This is a genomic window from Pseudomonas sp. ARP3 (genome assembly GCF_001029595.1).
In the GTDB taxonomy this organism is placed as follows: Bacteria; Pseudomonadota; Gammaproteobacteria; order Pseudomonadales; family Pseudomonadaceae; genus Aquipseudomonas; species Aquipseudomonas rhodesiae.
In genome coordinates this window covers 249,845-264,955 of the sequence record NZ_LEKF01000005.1, presented here as the reverse complement: position 1 = coordinate 264,955, position 15,111 = coordinate 249,845, and the positions used below count along the sequence as shown (strand labels likewise).

Below are 15,111 nucleotides of genomic sequence, written 5' to 3'. Positions count from 1 at the left end.
GACTCCTTGTAATAGGCAGTGGCGGGGTTGAAGAACTACGCACGCATGCGGGTAATGCGGATGACCCCGGTCAAGGCGCGCAGCTTCTTGATCACGCGGGCCAGGTGTACGCGGTCGTGTACGCTGACCACCAGTTGGACCACGCTGATGCGACCATCGCGTTCGTCCATGCTGATCTTTTCGATGTTGCCGTCGGCGGCGTTGACGCTGCTGGCCAGCAGGGCGATCAGGCCGCGCTGGTGCTCCAGCTCAACGCGCAGTTCGACGTTGAATTCGCCGGTGACATCCTTGGCCCACGAAAGCTGGATGCATTTTTCCGGGTTGTGCCGGATTTCGGAGATGTTGCGGCAGTTGTCCAGGTGCACCACCATGCCTTTGCCCGCGGACAGGTGGCCGACGATCGGATCGCCCGGGATCGGTGTGCAGCATTTGGCGTAGCTGAGCACCAGGCCCTCGGTGCCGCGAATCGCCAACGGGCCTTCGGGGCTCGGCAATTGCTCGCCCTCGCCCAGCAGGCGGCGGGCGACCACGTAGGCCATGCGGTTGCCCAGGCCGATATCTTCCAGCAGGTCTTCGATGGTTTCCTGGCGATATTCGTGAAGCATCGCCTGCACGCGTTCTTGGGGAATCTTGTCCAGGGCGCTGTCGAAACCGTTGAGTACCTTGTTCAGCAGGCGCTCGCCCAGGCTGACGGACTCGGAACGGCGCTGCAGTTTCAGGGCGTGGCGAATGTGTGTGCGGGCCTTGCCGGTGACCACGAAATTGAGCCAGGCCGGGTTCGGTCGTGCGCCCGGTGCGCTGACGATCTCCACGGTGGAACCGCTTTGCAGCGGCTCCGACAGTGGCGCCAGGCGCCGGTTGATGCGGCAGGCGATGCAGCTGTTGCCTACGTCGGTGTGTACCGCATAGGCAAAGTCGACCGCCGTGGAGCCCTTGGGCAGCTCCATGATCCGCCCCTTGGGCGTGAACACGTAGACCTCGTCCGGGAACAGGTCGATTTTCACGCTTTCGATAAATTCGAGGGAGTTGCCCGCGCGTTGCTGCATTTCCAGCACGCCTTTGACCCATTGGCGGGCGCGGGCATGGGTGCCTTTGGGCTGCTCGTCGCCACTGGATTTGTACAGCCAATGGGCGGCGATGCCGTTGTTGGCCATTTCTTCCATTTCACGGGTGCGGATCTGGATCTCGATCGGCACGCCATGCATCCCGAACAGCGTGGTATGCAGCGACTGATAGCCGTTGGCCTTGGGGATGGCGATGTAGTCCTTGAAGCGGCCGGGCAGGGGTTTGTACAGATTATGCACAGCGCCGAGCACGCGGTAGCAAGTGTCGACCTTGTCGACGATGATCCGGAACGCATACACGTCCATGATCTCGTTGAAGGCCCGACGCTTGCCGCGCATCTTTTTATAGATGCCGTAGATGTGCTTCTGCCGGCCACTGACCTCGCCTTCGATTTCGTCGATGGCCAGGCAATGGCTCAGCGACTCTTCGATCTTGTTGACGATTTCCTTGCGGTTGCCCCGGGCACGCTTGACTGCCTGGTAGATGCGCGCCGAGCGCATGGGATGCATCGCCTTGAAGCCGAGGTCTTCGAATTCGATGCGAATGGCGTGCATGCCCAGCCGGTTGGCGATGGGCGCATAGATTTCCAAGGTTTCCTTGGCGATGCGCCGGCGTTTTTCGCCGGACAGCACTTCCAGCGTGCGCATGTTGTGCAGCCGGTCGGCCAGTTTGACCAGGATCACGCGGATATCGCGGGCCATGGCCATGGCCATCTTCTGGAAGTTTTCCGCCTGGGCTTCGGCCTTGGTCTCGAAATTCATCTGGGTCAGTTTGCTGACCCCGTCGACCAGTTCGGCCACGGTTTCGCCGAATTGGGAGCTGAGAGCTTCCTTGGCGATTCCGGTGTCTTCGATCACGTCATGCAGCATCGCGGCCATCAGGCTCTGATGGTCCATGTGCATGTCGGCAAGAATATTAGCCACCGCAAGAGGATGGGTGACGTACGCCTCGCCACTGCGGCGGCGTTGGCCGTCGTGGGCTTGTTCGGCGTAGAAATACGCTCGGCGGACCAGGTTGACCTGGTCTGGGCCGAGGTAGGCCGATAAGCGATCGGCGAGGGCGTCTATGCTCGGCAAAGTGTGAACTCCTGCCGATGGTTTTGACCCCGCGCCGTGCTACGTCGACCAGGCATAGGCTTAGACGGCCTCGTTGGACTCGTCCTCGAACGCTGCGAACAGCGGTTCGTCTTCAACGATTTCGGCGTTGGCGATGAACTCGTAGCTCATCAGGCCTTCAGCGATTTCACGCAGGGCGACAACGGTCGGCTTGTCGTTTTCCCACTGGACCAGAGGCTCTTTGCCGCCAGTGGCCAATTGACGGGCACGCTTGGTAGAGAGCATGACCAGCTCAAAGCGGTTATCCACGTGTTCTAGGCAGTCTTCAACGGTTACGCGGGCCATGGTATTCCTCGGAGCGAATGCAAGATGCGCGCTGCCCGGTTGGGCGAGCGGACTGAGCAGTTTAAAAAATCACCAGCGTTTAGGGAAGCGCTGATTTTTCGCGGAACCTCGTCAAACCGCTGCAAGTGCCAATGTAAAGCCCTTGCAGCGGTTTTGGGAAGCGTCAATCAGCCGAGCAGTTCGGCCAGTAATTTGCCAAAACGCTGTTGTTGGCGCTTCTGCTGGAGCTGATTGGCGCGGAAAATCGCCTTCAGGTCCTCCAGCGCGTGTGAAAAGTCGTCGTTGATGATCAGGTAATCGTAGTCGACGTAGTGGCTCATTTCGCTGACGGCTTCACGCATGCGGCCATCGATGATCTCGTCGCTGTCCTGGCCACGGTTGGTCAGGCGTTGGTGCAGGGCTTGCAGCGAGGGCGGCAGGATAAAGATCGAGCGCGCATTGGGCATCAGCTTGCGCACCTGTTCGGCGCCCTGCCAGTCGATTTCCAGGATCAGGTCATGGCCTTCGTCCAGGGTCTGCTGCAAGTGGCTTTGCGAGGTTCCGTAGAGGTTGCCGAACACCTCGGCGCGTTCCAGGAAGTCGCCGTGCTCGATCATCTTCACGAACTCGGTGCGCTCGACGAAGTGATAGTGCACGCCGTTCACCTCACCCGGGCGCATGGCGCGGGTGGTGTGGGAGATCGAGATGCGGATCTGATCGTTGGTGTCGGTCAGGGCCTTGACCAGACTGCTCTTGCCCGCGCCCGAAGGGGCGGAAATGATGTACAGGGTGCCGGTGCTGTGGGTCATGGAGGTTGCCTTACTCAATATTCTGTACTTGTTCGCGCATCTGCTCGATCAACACTTTGAGGTTGACCGCCGCCTGGGTGCTGCGCGGATCGAAGGCCTTGGAGCCCAGTGTATTGGCTTCGCGGTTGAGTTCCTGCATCAGGAAATCAAGGCGCCGACCGGCGGCGCCGCCGGACTTGAGCACGCGGCGCACTTCGAGGATGTGGGTGCTGAGGCGATCGAGTTCTTCGGCGACGTCACTTTTCTGCGCCAGCAGCACCATTTCCTGCTCCAGCCGCGTCGGGTCGAGGTCGGCCTTCATATCGGCGAAACGGTCGAGCACCTTCTGGCGTTGGGTGGCCAGCATCTGCGGCACCAGCTCGCGCAGGATCGACACATCCTCTTCGATCGAGGTCAGGCGCTCGTTGATCAGACGGGCCAGCTCGGCACCTTCTCGCTCACGACCGGCCTTGAGTTCCTTCAGGCCTTGGTTGAACAAAGCGAGGGCTTCGGCATTCAGGGCCTGCGGGTCGATAGCGTCGGCTACCAGTACGCCCGGCCAGGCCAGCACTTCGAGAGGGTTGAGCGGCGCGGGGCGCTGGATCAGGTCGGCAATGGTTTCGGCGGCGGCGACCAGTTGCGCCGCGCGTTCGCGGTCGACCTGCAAGGGTTTGCCGGTGGTTTCTTCGGTAAAGCGCAGGGTGCATTCCAGCTTGCCGCGGGAAATGCCCTGACGCAGCGCTTCGCGCACGGCGCCTTCCAGGTCGCGGAACGACTCCGGCAGACGCAAGTGCGGCTCCAGGTAGCGGCTGTTGACCGAGCGCAATTCCCAGCTCAGGGTGCCCTGGACGCCGGCTTTTTCGACGCGGGCGAAGGCGGTCATGCTGTGCACCATGCGGGTACCTCGCGTTGCAGTCCCGCGATCACGGGCTGATGGGTAAATGAAGCAGGCAGGCTGCGAAGGCGCAGGATTGTAGCGCAGTGGGGCGAGTGCGCCCAAACAAAGGCCGACAGGCCGAGCATTCGTAACTGAATTTTTAGAAGTGCCCCGAAGCGGTTCGCGGCTCTATAATGCCCGGCAGTTTTCGTCCTCAGTACAGGTATCCCCTATGAAACGTCCAAGTGGTCGCGTTGCCGATCAGCTCCGCTCGATCCGCATCACCCGCAACTACACCAAACACGCCGAGGGATCCGTACTGGTCGAGTTTGGCGATACCAAGGTCATTTGCACCGTCAGCGTCGAAAATGGCGTGCCGCGTTTCCTCAAGGGGCAGGGTCAGGGTTGGTTGACCGCTGAATACGGCATGCTGCCTCGCGCCACCGGCGAGCGTAACCAGCGTGAGGCCAGCCGCGGCAAGCAAGGCGGTCGTACCTTGGAAATCCAGCGCCTGATCGGCCGCTCCCTGCGCGCCGCCCTGGACATGTCCAAGCTGGGCGACGTGACCCTGTATGTTGACTGCGATGTGATCCAGGCCGATGGCGGCACCCGTACCGCGTCCATCACCGGCGCCATGGTGGCCCTGGTCGACGCCTTGAAAGTGATCAAGAAGCGTGGCGGCCTCAAGGCCGGCGACCCGCTCAAGCAGATGATCGCCGCCGTGTCGGTCGGCATGTACCAGGGCGAGCCTGTGCTGGACCTGGACTACCTGGAAGACTCCGCCGCCGAGACCGACCTGAACGTCGTGATGACCAGCACCGGTGGTTTCATCGAAGTGCAGGGCACCGCCGAAGGCGCGCCATTCCAGCCGGCCGATCTGAACGCCATGCTGGCCTTGGCCCAGAAAGGCATGAGCGAAATTTTCGAACTGCAGAACGCCGCCCTGGCCGACTGAAACCGCCTCAAGGAGAAGCGCCATGAATGACGGCCAAATGCCGGTACCTACGCCTTCCTACGAGGTTCGGCAGAGTGCAATGCTGTGCCATCTCGCGGCGTTTCTCGGGTTTGTGTTCCCTTTCGGCAGTGTCGTCGGCCCGCTGATTCTGTGGCAGATGAAAAAGGAAGTGGACCCGTTCATCGACGATCAGGGCAAGGAAGCCTTGAACTTCCAGATCACCGTGGCTATCGCCTGGTTGGTCTGTATCGTGCTGGCATTCGCCGTGATTGGTTTTTTCCTGATGACGGCTCTGGCGATTGCCACTGTGGTGCTGACCATCATTGGTGGCATCAAGGCCAACAAGGGGATCGCTTATCGCTATCCGCTGACCTGGCGTTTGGTTAAATAATGACCGCCCACAAAAAAACCGACAGCGATGTCGGTTTTTTTGTGCCTGGGAAAAGACCTCAGATGGTCAGCGTCCAGTCGTAGTCCACGATCAGCGGCGCGTGTTGCGAGAAGCGCGGCTGGCGCGGCAAGCGTGCGCTGCGAACGAACCGGCGCAGGCCTGGGGTCAGCAACTGGTAATCGAAACGCCAGCCCAAGTTGAGCATCTCGGCCTGTTCATTGTCCGGCCACCAGCTGTACTGATCGCCTTCACGGCTGACTTCGCGCAGGGCATCGACGTAACCCATGTTGCCGACAATCTCGTCCATCCAGGCCCGTTCCGGCGCCAGGAAGCCTGGGGATTGCTGGCTGTCGCGCCAGTTCTTGATATCCAGCTTCTGTTGCGCCACGTACAGCGAGCCACAATAAATGTACTCGCGACGTTTGCGCCGCTGTTTATCCAGATAACGGGCGAAATCGTCCATTAGCTTGAACTTCTGGTTCAAGTCTTCATCGCCGTTCTGCCCTGATGGAAGCAGCAAGGTCGCGATGCTGACCTTGTCGAAATCGGCTTGCAGGTAGCGCCCGTAGCGGTCGGCTGTCTCGAAGCCGAGGCCGCTGATGACCGCCTTGGGTTGCAACCGCGAGTACAAAGCCACGCCACCTTGGGTGGGCACTTCGGCATCGCAGGCATAAAGGAAGTAGCCATCCAGTTGGAAGGCTGGGTCGTCCAGTTCAAAGGCGGAGGCGCGGGTGTCCTGCAGGCAGATGACGTCGGCATTCTGGGCTTGCAGCCAACTGAGCAAACCACGCTCGACTGCAGCCTGAATACCATTAACGTTCACACTGATGATCCGCATAAATGGCCCCAAAAATCGCGTGCGTGTATGATACACGCCGTCTACCTAATTAGCTAAATCCGTGGTATCTGAGGCTTTTTTCATGCAGGCGTATCAACGCGATTTCATTCGTTTTGCCATCGATCGCGGGGTTTTGCGCTTCGGTGAGTTCACCCTCAAGTCCGGGCGGACCAGCCCGTATTTCTTCAATGCCGGCCTGTTCAACTCCGGTTCGGCCCTGGCGCAGTTGGGCCGTTTCTACGCGGCAGCCATCGTTGAAAGCGGTATGTCCTTCGACGTGCTGTTTGGCCCCGCCTACAAAGGCATCCCTTTGGCCGCCGCTACGGCCGTGGCCCTGGCCGAGCATCATGGGCGCGATTTGCCTTGGTGCTTCAATCGTAAAGAAGCCAAGGCCCATGGCGAGGGCGGTAGTCTGGTCGGCGCGCCGCTGACTGGCGATGTGTTGATCATCGATGATGTGATTACTGCCGGCACCGCAATCCGTGAAGTGATGCAGATCATCGCTTCCCAGGAAGGCGCCAAAGCGGCCGGCGTGCTGATTGCGCTGAACCGCCAGGAGCGCGGCAACGGTGAGTTGTCGGCGATCCAGGAAGTTGAGCGCGATTTCGGCATTCCGGTGGTGAGTATTGTGTCGTTGAACCAGGTGTTGCAGTTCCTGGAAGATGACCCGCAGCTCAAGCAGCACTTGCCTGCTGTACGTGCGTACCGCGAGCAGTTCGGGGTCTGACACAGGCCCCTGCCACCTTGACTGGCAGTGCCTACAGGTCCCGCATAAAAAAGGCCCCCGTTCAATCGATTGAACGGGGGCCTTTTTGTATTCTCAGCGCTTAGGGGCGCTTGCGGTTGCTGATCAGCGTGCCCATACCGGTGTCGGTGAAGATCTCCAGCAATACCGCGTTCGGCACGCGGCCATCGATGATCAGCGAGCTGCCCACGCCGCCCTGCACCGCTTCAAGGGCACAACGAATCTTCGGCAGCATGCCGCCGTAGATGGTGCCGTCGGCGATCAGATCGTCGACTTGTTGGGTGGTCAGGCCGGTCAACACTTTGCCCTGCTTGTCCATCAGGCCGGCGATATTGGTCAGCAGCATCAGCTTTTCAGCCTTCAATGCCTCGGCCACCTTGCCGGCCACCAGGTCGGCGTTGATGTTGTAGGACTCACCGTTGGCGCCCACGCCGATGGGCGCGATCACCGGGATGAAGTCGCCTTTTACCAGCAGGTTCAGTAGGTCGGTGTTGATACCGATCACTTCGCCCACTTGGCCGATATCGATGATTTCCGGCTGGGTCATTTCCGGCGTCTGACGGGTGACCGTCAGTTTTTTCGCGCGGATCAGCTCCGCGTCCTTGCCGGTCAGGCCGATGGCGCTGCCGCCGTGACGGTTGATCAGATTGACGATGTCTTTGTTTACCTGGCCGCCGAGGACCATCTCCACCACGTCCATGGTCTGCGCGTCAGTGACGCGCATGCCATCGATAAAATGACTCTCGATCGACAAACGCTTGAGCAGGTCGCCGATTTGCGGGCCGCCACCATGCACCACCACCGGGTTGATGCCCACGGCCTTCATCAGCACGATGTCGCGGGCAAAGCCGGTTTTCAGCTCGTCGCTTTCCATGGCATTGCCGCCGTACTTGATCACCAGCGTCTTGCCGACGTAGCGTCGAATATAAGGCAACGCTTCGGACAGGACCTTGGCGGTGTTGGCAGCGGCTTCGCGTTCGAGGGTCATTCAGGGCTCCGGTAAAAGATCAGAACGGTAATTGGAGATCAGGGGCAACACGTTTCAACTGGGCGTGGAACACGTCCTTGATGCGCTGCAACTCAGCCTCGGTATCCGCCTCGAAACGCAGCACCAACACCGGAGTGGTGTTGGATGCGCGAACCAGGCCCCAGCCTTTGGCGTAATCGACTCGCACACCATCAATGGACGTCAGGTTGGCGCCTTCACCCCATTGCGCATCGTGCAGTGCGTCAATGATGCTGAATTTGCTCTCCTCGGTCACATGGATATTGATCTCTGGCGTAGAAATATCGTTCGGGAAGGTCTGAAACAGCTCTTCGGCGGTGGATTCCTCCTTGCTGAGGATCTCCAGCAGGCGCGCGGCGCTGTAAATGCCGTCGTCAAAGCCGAACCAGCGCTCCTTGAAGAACACGTGGCCGCTCATCTCGCCGGCCAGCAGGGCGCCGGTTTCCTTCATTTTCTTTTTGATCAACGAGTGACCGGTCTTCCACATTAGCGGGCGACCGCCGTATTCCTTGATCAGCGGCGTGAGGCGACGGGTGCACTTCACATCAAAGATGATCTCGGCGTTGGGGTTGCGCTTGACCACATCGCGAGCGAAGAGCATCAACAGGCGGTCGGCGAACACGTTCACGCCAGTGTTGGTGACCACCCCTACACGGTCGCCGTCGCCGTCGAAGGCCAGGCCGACGTCAGCGCCGGTTTCCTTGACCTTGGCGATCAGGTCCACCAGGTTTTCAGGCTTGCCCGGGTCCGGGTGATGGTTGGGGAAGTTGCCGTCCACGTCGCAGAACAGCGGGACGACTTCGCAATTCAGGGCTTCGAGCAGCTGTGGAGCGATTACACCGGCGGCGCCATTGCCGCAGTCCACCACCACTTTGAGGCGGCGGGCGAGTTTGACGTCCCGGGTGATTTCATCGGAGTAGCGCTGCAGGATGTCGACCTGGGTGATGCTGCCCTGGCCACTGGTCAAGTCGTTGGTCTTGAGGCGGGTGTGCAGGGCCTGGATCTGTTCATTGGCCAGGGTGTCGCCGGCAATGACGATCTTGAAGCCATTGTAGTCCGACGGGTTGTGGCTGCCGGTTAGCATCACGCCGGATTTGCCGGCCAGTACGTTGGCGGCGTAGTACAACGCCGGCGTTGGCACCAGGCCCACATCGCTGACATGGCAGCCGCTATCGGCCAAGCCCTGGATCAGTTGCTCCACCAGCTCCGGGCCGGACAAGCGGCCATCGCGGCCGACGCACACATTCGGTTCGCCCTGCGCCAAGCTCTGCGCGCCAATGGCGCGGCCGATCCAGTAGGCGGTTTCGGCGGTGAGGGTCTTGGGGACCACGCCACGAATGTCATAGGCGCGGAAAATGCTGTCGGGGAACGTCGGGGCTACTCGGGCTGCGGTACTCATCGCGGGGGGAAACTCCATCTGAAGGGGGCAAGGCTGGCCTAAATGGGGGTGGCCGGCAGGCTCAAGCTGAAGGGTATGACGGCGTTTTCGGCAGAGAGTTCGTGGTGCACAAATGCCATCGCGGCTCGCGATCGGTCATTTTATTTGCGTAAGCCATTGATTTTAATGGATAAATATTTCCGATTAAATTCACGCATTCTTCATCCTGAAGAGCCTCGCTAGAAGCATTGAGCCGGACGTCAGTGTCCGGCCCGATTCAGCTTAGTCAGTGGCTGCCGGAATGCCCAAAACCGCCCGCGCCGCGTTGGGTTTCGTCGAATTCCTGTACCAGTTCGAAGTGCGCCTGCACCACGGGCACCAGCACCAGTTGGGCGATGCGCTCGCCAACGGCGATGTTGAAGGCGGTTTGCCCACGGTTCCAGCACGACACCATCAGCTCGCCTTGATAGTCCGAGTCGATCAGGCCCACCAGATTGCCCAGCACGATGCCGTGCTTATGGCCCAGGCCGGAGCGCGGCAGGATCAGCGCGGCCAGGCCCGGGTCGCCTACGTAGATGGACAGGCCCGTGGGGATCAGCAGGGTCTGGCCTGGCTCGAGCACGGTGTCTTGCTTGAGCATGGCGCGCAGGTCCAGGCCGGCGGAACCCGGTGTGGCGTAGGCCGGCAGTGGGAAATCGGTGCCGAGGCGAGGGTCGAGAATCTTGGCTTGCAAAGCGTGCATGTAAATTAAACCTGGTTCAGCCGTTGGGCGATAAAAGAGATCAGTTGGCGGGCAATCTTGCCCTTGCTGGTCTGGGCGAAAAGGGTGGCGTGCAGCTGGCGGTCGATCACGCTGCAAGCGTTTTCCTCGCTGTTGAAGCCGATGCTCGGGTTGGCGACATCATTGGCAACGATCAAGTCGAGGTTTTTGTCTTTCAATTTGCGTGCGGCGTAGTCCAGCAGGTGCTCGGTTTCGGCAGCAAAGCCGACGCTGAACGGGCGGTCGGGACGCGTGGCGATGGTTGCCAGGATGTCCGGGTTGCGCACCATTTGCAGGAGCAGGCCGTCGCCGCTTGTAGGGTCTTTCTTGAGCTTTTGCGGGGCGACGACTTCCGGCCGGTAATCCGCCACCGCTGCCGAAGCGATAAACAGGTCGCACGGAATGGCTGCTTCACAAGCTGCAAGCATGTCGCGAGCGCTGACTACGTCGATTCGCGTGACGCGGTCCGGGGTCGGCAAATGCACCGGGCCAGTGATGAGCGTGACGCGTGCGCCTGCCTCAACCGCAGCTTCGGCCAGGGCGAAGCCCATTTTCCCTGAGCTATGGTTGGTGATGTAGCGGACCGGGTCGATGTTTTCCTGGGTCGGACCGGCGGTGATCAGTACGTGCTTGCCCGTCAGGGCCAGGTGCTGGAAACACTCGGCGGCGCATTGCGCCAGGTCAGTGGCTTCGAGCATACGGCCCAGGCCCACGTCGCCACAGGCCTGGCTGCCGGACGCGGGGCCGAACACTTTGAGGCCACGGTCTTGCAGGAGTCGGGTGTTGGCCTGGGTCGCCGGGTCGCGCCACATAGCCTGGTTCATGGCCGGGGCGATGGCAACGGTAGCGTCGGTGGCCAGTACCAAAGTGGTCAGCAGATCGTCGGCGATGCCTTGGGCCAGGCGGGCGATCAGATCGGCGGTGGCCGGGGCGATCAGCACCAGGTCGGCCCATTTCGCCAGCTCGATATGGCCCATGGCTGCTTCGGCGGCAGGGTCGAGCAGATCCAGGTGAACCGGGTGGCCGGACAGGGCCTGCATGGTCAGAGGGGTAATGAACTCACTGCCGCCGCGGGTCATGACCACGCGCACCTCGGCGCCCTGGTCGAGGAGCCTGCGAACCAACTCGGCGCTCTTGTAAGCGGCAATGCCGCCGCCGACGCCGAGAACGATGCGTTTCCGATACAGACGCTGCATTGGTTTGCCTTTCCAGTTCAGTGAAGCCAGTTTCAGTGACGCCTGCGATGCCCCTCCCCAGGTGAAATCGCAGGCAAAAAAGAGGGCCTACGATAACACAGCGACCGCCACGCAACAGCGGCGCACATGCACAGGGAGGTGGGATGAGTATTCGCGATTGGCCGGCGGCAGAGCGGCCACGGGAGAAACTTTTGGAGTGGGGCGCGGCAAGTCTGTCCGACGCCGAGCTGCTGGCGATCTTCCTGCGTACAGGAGTGGCAGGCCGCAGTGCGGTGGACCTGGCGCGCCATCTGCTGACACAGTTCGGCGGCTTACGACCTTTGCTCGAGGCCAGCCAGACGTTATTCAACCAACAGTTGGGACTGGGGCCGGCGAAATTTGCGCAATTGCAGGCCGTACTGGAAATGTCCCGGCGGCATATGGCCGAACGCTTGCGCAAAGACTCCGTACTGGATAGCCCGGTGGTGGTGCGCGACTACCTAAAAGCGATGTTGCGGCATGAGCCTCACGAAATATTCGGCTGCTTGTTTCTCGACTCGCGGCACCGGGTGTTGGGTTTCGAGGCGTTGTCCCAGGGGACGATCGATGCCGCGATAGTTTATCCGCGACAAGTGGTCAAGCGCGCCCTGGCCTACAACGCGGCGGCGTTGATCCTATGTCATAACCACCCTTCCGGCAGCCTTGAGCCCAGTGCAGCTGATCGAAAATTGACCAAGCTGCTGCAAAAGGCGTTGGAGGTCGTGGATGTGCGGGTGCTGGACCACATCATCGTCGGCGACGGCGACCCGCTGTCGATGGCCGAGCATGGCTGGATGTGACCCCGCCCGGTGGGGACCGGGGCTCAGGGCTTGACGCTGACCTTGGAGAAATCCTGGCGTCCGAATGGACTGACCTGATACCCCTCGACACCCTTGCGCGTCAGGGCGAAGGCGGTCGGGTGTGCCAGCGGTAGCCACAGCGCCTGTTGCTGGATCTGCGCCTGGGCCTGTTGATACAGCTTGCTGCGCACGCCTTGTTCACTGGTGGTCTTGCCGGCGCTGATCAGCTTGTCGAGCGTCGGGTCGCAGTAGCGCGCAAAGTTGGTGCCGGACTTCACCGCCGCGCAGGAAAACTGCGGCGTCAGGAAGTTGTCCGGGTCGCCGTTGTCGCCGGCCCAGCCCATAAACAGCAGGTCGTGCTCGCCGGCCTTGGCGCGGCGGATCAGCTCGCCCCACTCGATCACACGGATCTCGGCCTGGATGCCGACCTTGGCCAGGTCCGCCTGAAGCAATTGTGCGCCGAGGTTAGGGTTGGGATTCAGCAGGCTGCCGGTGGGGCGCGTCCAAATCGTGGTCTTGAAGCCGTCCTTGAGCCCCGCGCGGTCCAGCAGCGCTTTGGCTTTGGCGAGGTCCTGTGGATAACCCGGCAACTCCTTGGCAAAGCTCCAGGTGTTCGGCGGGTAAGGCCCGCTGGCGGCTTCGGCGGTGCTTTCGAATACGGCCTTGAGGTAGCTGGCCTTGTCGAATGCCAAGTTGATAGCCTGGCGCACTTCGGGCTTGTCCAGGGGTGGGTGCTGGCTGTTGATGGCCACGAAAGCGGTCATGAACGCAGCGGTTTTCTCCACTTTGAGAGCGGCATCCTTTTGGGCCTCGCCCACATCCAGAGGCTTGGGCGACAGGGCGATCTGGCATTCGTCGCGATGCAGCTTCTGTAGGCGCACATTGGCATCGGGGGTGATTGCGAAGATCAAGTTATCCACAGCCGGTTTGCCAGCGAAGTAATCTGGGTTGGCCTTGTAGCGAACCACGGCATCTTTTTGAAAACGCACAAAAACGAAGGGGCCGGTGCCGATAGGGTGGCTGTTGAGTTTCTCCGGCGTGCCGGCCTTGAGCAGTTTGTCAGCGTACTCCGCCGGGTAGATCGAAGCGAAGCCCATGCTCAGGGCCGAGAGGAATGTGGAGTCGGCGTGGTCCAGGGTGAAGCGCACCGTCAGTGGGTCGAGGGCGTCGATCTTCTTGATCAGCGTGGGCAATTGCAGGGATTGGGCATGGGGGAAGCCACTTTGAGCGATCTTATGCCAAGGGTTGGCCGGGTCGAGCATGCGTTCGAAGCTGAAGCGCACGTCTTCGGCCGTCAGCGTTCGGCTTGGGGTGAAATACTCGGTGCGGTGGAATTTTACGTTGGGGTGCAGTTTGAAGGTGTAGGTCAGGCCATCGGGCGAGACTTCCCAGCTGTCGGCCAGGCTGGGCACGAGCTTGCCGCTGGTGGCGTCGTAGTCCACCAGACGGTTCATCAGCACATCGGCCGACGCGTTGGTGGTGGTCAGCGAGTTGTACTGCACCACATCGAACCCTTCGGGGCTGGCCTCGGTGCAGACGCTCAAATTGCTGGCGGCAGAGGCCAGCGGCGTAATAAAGAGAGGGGCAAGCAAGAGCGGCAGGGCTGCGAGGCGCATATTAGGTTTCCTTTGCAGATCGTAGGCCCATCTGCGAGTGCAGTCTGGAAAAGTCCTACCGTAGAGGTCTGATCGATAAATGACTAGCCCATTTTTGCCTGTGCTTTTGCCGAAAATACTGTTTTGATGGCGCCTCGGTGAGTTTCTGCGTGCGCCTGATCGCGTGGGTGGGGGCTCGAACTGATTCTGTGCGACGAGCGGTCAGCCATAAGGGCGGCCCCTCCTGGCAGCGGTTCGGGCGTTAGCGGCTTGGAATTAAGTCGGTAAAAACACACGGGCTGTTGTTGCACCTGGGTCTTTCTGGTATAAAGCAGCGCTCTTTTCTAGGGGCCCGGTTCCTTCGCTTGTAGGTGTAGCCGGTAAGACCCTAAAGAAACGCGGCGCCTGGCGCCAAATGACTGAGAGATTAAGCGGCCAACCCATGCCGGGTTGGGCATGTGGTTTTAGAGGGCTGAGGCATGTCGAGAGTCTGTCAAGTTACCGGTAAGGGTCCGGTGACTGGGAATAACATTTCCCACGCAAATAACAAAACCCGTCGTCGTTTCCTGCCGAACCTGCAGCATCACCGCTTCTGGGTTGAAGAAGAGAAACGTTTCGTGCGTCTGCGCGTATCCGCCAAAGGCATGCGTATCATCGACAAGCGTGGCATCACTGCCGTGCTGGCCGACATCCGCCGCGCTGCCAAGGTTTAAGGAGCTATATCATGCGTGAATTGATTCGAATGATCTCTAGCGCCGGTACTGGTCACTTCTACACTACCGACAAGAACAAGCGTACTACCCCGGACAAGCTCGAAAAGAAAATGTTCGACCCGCGCGTTCGCAAGCACGTGATCTACAAAGAAGGCAAAATCAAGTAATTGATTTCCTTCCTTGTGAAAAAAAGCCCGTATCTCACGATGCGGGCTTTTTTTTGCGTGCGATTTGCTGATCAGGCTTTCTGTTCGAACACCACGTAGATTTTGCGACATGGTTCGAGCACTTCCCAGGTCCCGGTGAAACCGGCGGGGATCACGAAGCGGTCGCCAGCGCGCAGGGTCTTGGCGTTGCCCTGATCATCGCGCAGCACGGACACGCCTTGCACGATCTCGCAGTATTCATGTTCGGTGTAGTTAACTTTCCATTGCCCCACTTCGCCCTCCCAGACCCCCGCATTCATCTGACCACAGGGGCTGTTGTAGTGGTTGTAGAGGGTTTGCTCGGGGTCGCCCTTGAGGATTTTTTCCGCGCCAGGGCGGTAGCGTTCGGGGGCGGTGTTGGCTTGGCTAAAGTCGACGATGTCCTGGATGCTCATGTGCAT

16 protein-coding genes and 1 pseudogene are annotated in these 15,111 nt (G+C 60.4%); 6 read left to right on the top strand and 11 right to left on the bottom strand.

The window, feature by feature from the left end:
• Positions 1 to 35: 35 nt before the first annotated feature.
• From spoT to ABX75_RS08880, 4 genes are all read right to left on the bottom strand, one after another.
• On the bottom strand, positions 36 to 2,141 hold the full coding sequence (gene spoT, locus ABX75_RS08895; protein ID WP_034101485.1) for a bifunctional GTP diphosphokinase/guanosine-3',5'-bis pyrophosphate 3'-pyrophosphohydrolase: 2,106 nt from the start codon (positions 2,139 to 2,141) through the stop codon (positions 36 to 38).
• Between the two features lie 60 nt (positions 2,142 to 2,201).
• Positions 2,202 to 2,465, bottom strand: coding sequence for a DNA-directed RNA polymerase subunit omega (rpoZ, locus tag ABX75_RS08890; RefSeq protein WP_003176920.1), 264 nt, complete (start codon positions 2,463 to 2,465; stop codon positions 2,202 to 2,204).
• Between the two features lie 167 nt (positions 2,466 to 2,632).
• Positions 2,633 to 3,253 carry a guanylate kinase gene (gene gmk, locus ABX75_RS08885; RefSeq protein WP_034101484.1) on the bottom strand — a complete coding sequence of 207 codons (621 nt, stop codon included), beginning with the start codon at positions 3,251 to 3,253 and terminating at the stop codon, positions 2,633 to 2,635.
• Between the two features lie 10 nt (positions 3,254 to 3,263).
• Positions 3,264 to 4,127 (bottom strand): YicC/YloC family endoribonuclease, encoded by an 864-nt coding sequence (locus ABX75_RS08880; RefSeq protein WP_034101483.1) that lies wholly within the window; start codon positions 4,125 to 4,127, stop codon positions 3,264 to 3,266.
• A 214-nt stretch (positions 4,128 to 4,341) separates the two neighbouring features.
• Between ABX75_RS08880 and rph the strand changes: the two genes are divergently transcribed.
• Positions 4,342 to 5,064 carry a ribonuclease PH gene (gene rph / locus ABX75_RS08875; protein ID WP_034101482.1) on the top strand — a complete coding sequence of 241 codons (723 nt, stop codon included), beginning with the start codon at positions 4,342 to 4,344 and terminating at the stop codon, positions 5,062 to 5,064.
• A 22-nt stretch (positions 5,065 to 5,086) separates the two neighbouring features.
• Positions 5,087 to 5,455: a DUF4870 domain-containing protein gene (locus ABX75_RS08870; RefSeq protein ID WP_047881774.1), complete on the top strand. Its 369-nt coding sequence runs from the start codon at positions 5,087 to 5,089 to the stop codon at positions 5,453 to 5,455.
• Positions 5,456 to 5,513: 58 nt separating this feature from the next.
• Here ABX75_RS08870 and ABX75_RS08865 read toward each other — a convergent pair whose 3' ends face one another.
• On the bottom strand, positions 5,514 to 6,293 hold the full coding sequence (locus ABX75_RS08865) for an exodeoxyribonuclease III (protein WP_003195493.1): 780 nt from the start codon (positions 6,291 to 6,293) through the stop codon (positions 5,514 to 5,516).
• Between the two features lie 82 nt (positions 6,294 to 6,375).
• On the opposite strand from ABX75_RS08865, the gene pyrE reads away from it, so the two are divergent.
• Positions 6,376 to 7,020 (top strand): orotate phosphoribosyltransferase, encoded by a 645-nt coding sequence (gene pyrE / locus ABX75_RS08860; protein WP_034101480.1) that lies wholly within the window; start codon positions 6,376 to 6,378, stop codon positions 7,018 to 7,020.
• Positions 7,021 to 7,120: 100 nt separating this feature from the next.
• Here the strand turns inward: pyrE and argB are convergent, their stop codons facing one another.
• The 4 genes and pseudogenes from argB to coaBC all read right to left on the bottom strand — a co-directional run bounded on the left by argB (position 7,121) and on the right by coaBC (position 11,378).
• Positions 7,121 to 8,026: an acetylglutamate kinase gene (gene argB, locus ABX75_RS08855; RefSeq protein WP_010207505.1), complete on the bottom strand. Its 906-nt coding sequence runs from the start codon at positions 8,024 to 8,026 to the stop codon at positions 7,121 to 7,123.
• Positions 8,027 to 8,045: 19 nt separating this feature from the next.
• Positions 8,046 to 9,467: pseudogene (locus tag ABX75_RS08850) on the bottom strand (phosphomannomutase/phosphoglucomutase); the annotation flags it as partial.
• Between the two features lie 241 nt (positions 9,468 to 9,708).
• Positions 9,709 to 10,164, bottom strand: a complete 456-nt coding sequence (dut, locus tag ABX75_RS08845) for a dUTP diphosphatase (protein WP_034101478.1) — start codon at positions 10,162 to 10,164, stop codon at positions 9,709 to 9,711.
• A 5-nt stretch (positions 10,165 to 10,169) separates the two neighbouring features.
• Positions 10,170 to 11,378, bottom strand: a complete 1,209-nt coding sequence (coaBC, locus tag ABX75_RS08840; RefSeq protein WP_034101477.1) for a bifunctional phosphopantothenoylcysteine decarboxylase/phosphopantothenate--cysteine ligase CoaBC — start codon at positions 11,376 to 11,378, stop codon at positions 10,170 to 10,172.
• Positions 11,379 to 11,521: 143 nt separating this feature from the next.
• Here coaBC and radC point away from each other — a divergent pair, with 143 nt between their 5' ends.
• Complete coding sequence (radC, locus tag ABX75_RS08835; protein WP_034101476.1) at positions 11,522 to 12,196, top strand: DNA repair protein RadC; 675 nt, start codon at positions 11,522 to 11,524, stop codon at positions 12,194 to 12,196.
• A 23-nt stretch (positions 12,197 to 12,219) separates the two neighbouring features.
• Here the strand turns inward: radC and ABX75_RS08830 are convergent, their stop codons facing one another.
• Positions 12,220 to 13,812 carry an ABC transporter substrate-binding protein gene (locus ABX75_RS08830; protein ID WP_034101475.1) on the bottom strand — a complete coding sequence of 531 codons (1,593 nt, stop codon included), beginning with the start codon at positions 13,810 to 13,812 and terminating at the stop codon, positions 12,220 to 12,222.
• 458 nt (positions 13,813 to 14,270) lie between these two features.
• On the opposite strand from ABX75_RS08830, the gene rpmB reads away from it, so the two are divergent.
• Complete coding sequence (rpmB, locus tag ABX75_RS08825; protein ID WP_034101474.1) at positions 14,271 to 14,504, top strand: 50S ribosomal protein L28; 234 nt, start codon at positions 14,271 to 14,273, stop codon at positions 14,502 to 14,504.
• An 11-nt stretch (positions 14,505 to 14,515) separates the two neighbouring features.
• Positions 14,516 to 14,671: a 50S ribosomal protein L33 gene (gene rpmG / locus ABX75_RS08820; RefSeq protein WP_003176906.1), complete on the top strand. Its 156-nt coding sequence runs from the start codon at positions 14,516 to 14,518 to the stop codon at positions 14,669 to 14,671.
• A gap of 71 nt (positions 14,672 to 14,742) precedes the next feature.
• Here the strand turns inward: rpmG and ABX75_RS08815 are convergent, their stop codons facing one another.
• The gene (locus ABX75_RS08815; RefSeq protein WP_034101473.1) at positions 14,743 to 15,105 is read right to left on the bottom strand and encodes a cupin domain-containing protein; all 363 of its coding nucleotides are present in this window, start codon (positions 15,103 to 15,105) and stop codon (positions 14,743 to 14,745) included.
• Between the last annotated feature and the right edge of the window lie 6 nt (positions 15,106 to 15,111).

What these genes read in the sequence shown, in the direction of transcription:
- rpmG (WP_003176906.1), top strand. Translation starts at nt 14,516, where the DNA reads ATGCGTGAATTGATTCGAATGATCTCTAGCGCCGGTACTGGTCACTTC.
- rpmB (WP_034101474.1), top strand. Translation starts at nt 14,271, where the DNA reads ATGTCGAGAGTCTGTCAAGTTACCGGTAAGGGTCCGGTGACTGGGAAT.
- rpoZ (WP_003176920.1), bottom strand. Translation starts at nt 2,465, where the DNA reads ATGGCCCGCGTAACCGTTGAAGACTGCCTAGAACACGTGGATAACCGC.
- argB (WP_010207505.1), bottom strand. Translation starts at nt 8,026, where the DNA reads ATGACCCTCGAACGCGAAGCCGCTGCCAACACCGCCAAGGTCCTGTCC.
- dut (WP_034101478.1), bottom strand. Translation starts at nt 10,164, where the DNA reads ATGCACGCTTTGCAAGCCAAGATTCTCGACCCTCGCCTCGGCACCGAT.
- coaBC (WP_034101477.1), bottom strand. Translation starts at nt 11,378, where the DNA reads ATGCAGCGTCTGTATCGGAAACGCATCGTTCTCGGCGTCGGCGGCGGC.
- ABX75_RS08815 (WP_034101473.1), bottom strand. Translation starts at nt 15,105, where the DNA reads ATGAGCATCCAGGACATCGTCGACTTTAGCCAAGCCAACACCGCCCCC.
- radC (WP_034101476.1), top strand. Translation starts at nt 11,522, where the DNA reads ATGAGTATTCGCGATTGGCCGGCGGCAGAGCGGCCACGGGAGAAACTT.
- pyrE (WP_034101480.1), top strand. Translation starts at nt 6,376, where the DNA reads ATGCAGGCGTATCAACGCGATTTCATTCGTTTTGCCATCGATCGCGGG.
- rph (WP_034101482.1), top strand. Translation starts at nt 4,342, where the DNA reads ATGAAACGTCCAAGTGGTCGCGTTGCCGATCAGCTCCGCTCGATCCGC.
- ABX75_RS08830 (WP_034101475.1), bottom strand. Translation starts at nt 13,812, where the DNA reads ATGCGCCTCGCAGCCCTGCCGCTCTTGCTTGCCCCTCTCTTTATTACG.
- ABX75_RS08865 (WP_003195493.1), bottom strand. Translation starts at nt 6,293, where the DNA reads ATGCGGATCATCAGTGTGAACGTTAATGGTATTCAGGCTGCAGTCGAG.
- gmk (WP_034101484.1), bottom strand. Translation starts at nt 3,253, where the DNA reads ATGACCCACAGCACCGGCACCCTGTACATCATTTCCGCCCCTTCGGGC.
- ABX75_RS08880 (WP_034101483.1), bottom strand. Translation starts at nt 4,127, where the DNA reads ATGGTGCACAGCATGACCGCCTTCGCCCGCGTCGAAAAAGCCGGCGTC.
- ABX75_RS08870 (WP_047881774.1), top strand. Translation starts at nt 5,087, where the DNA reads ATGAATGACGGCCAAATGCCGGTACCTACGCCTTCCTACGAGGTTCGG.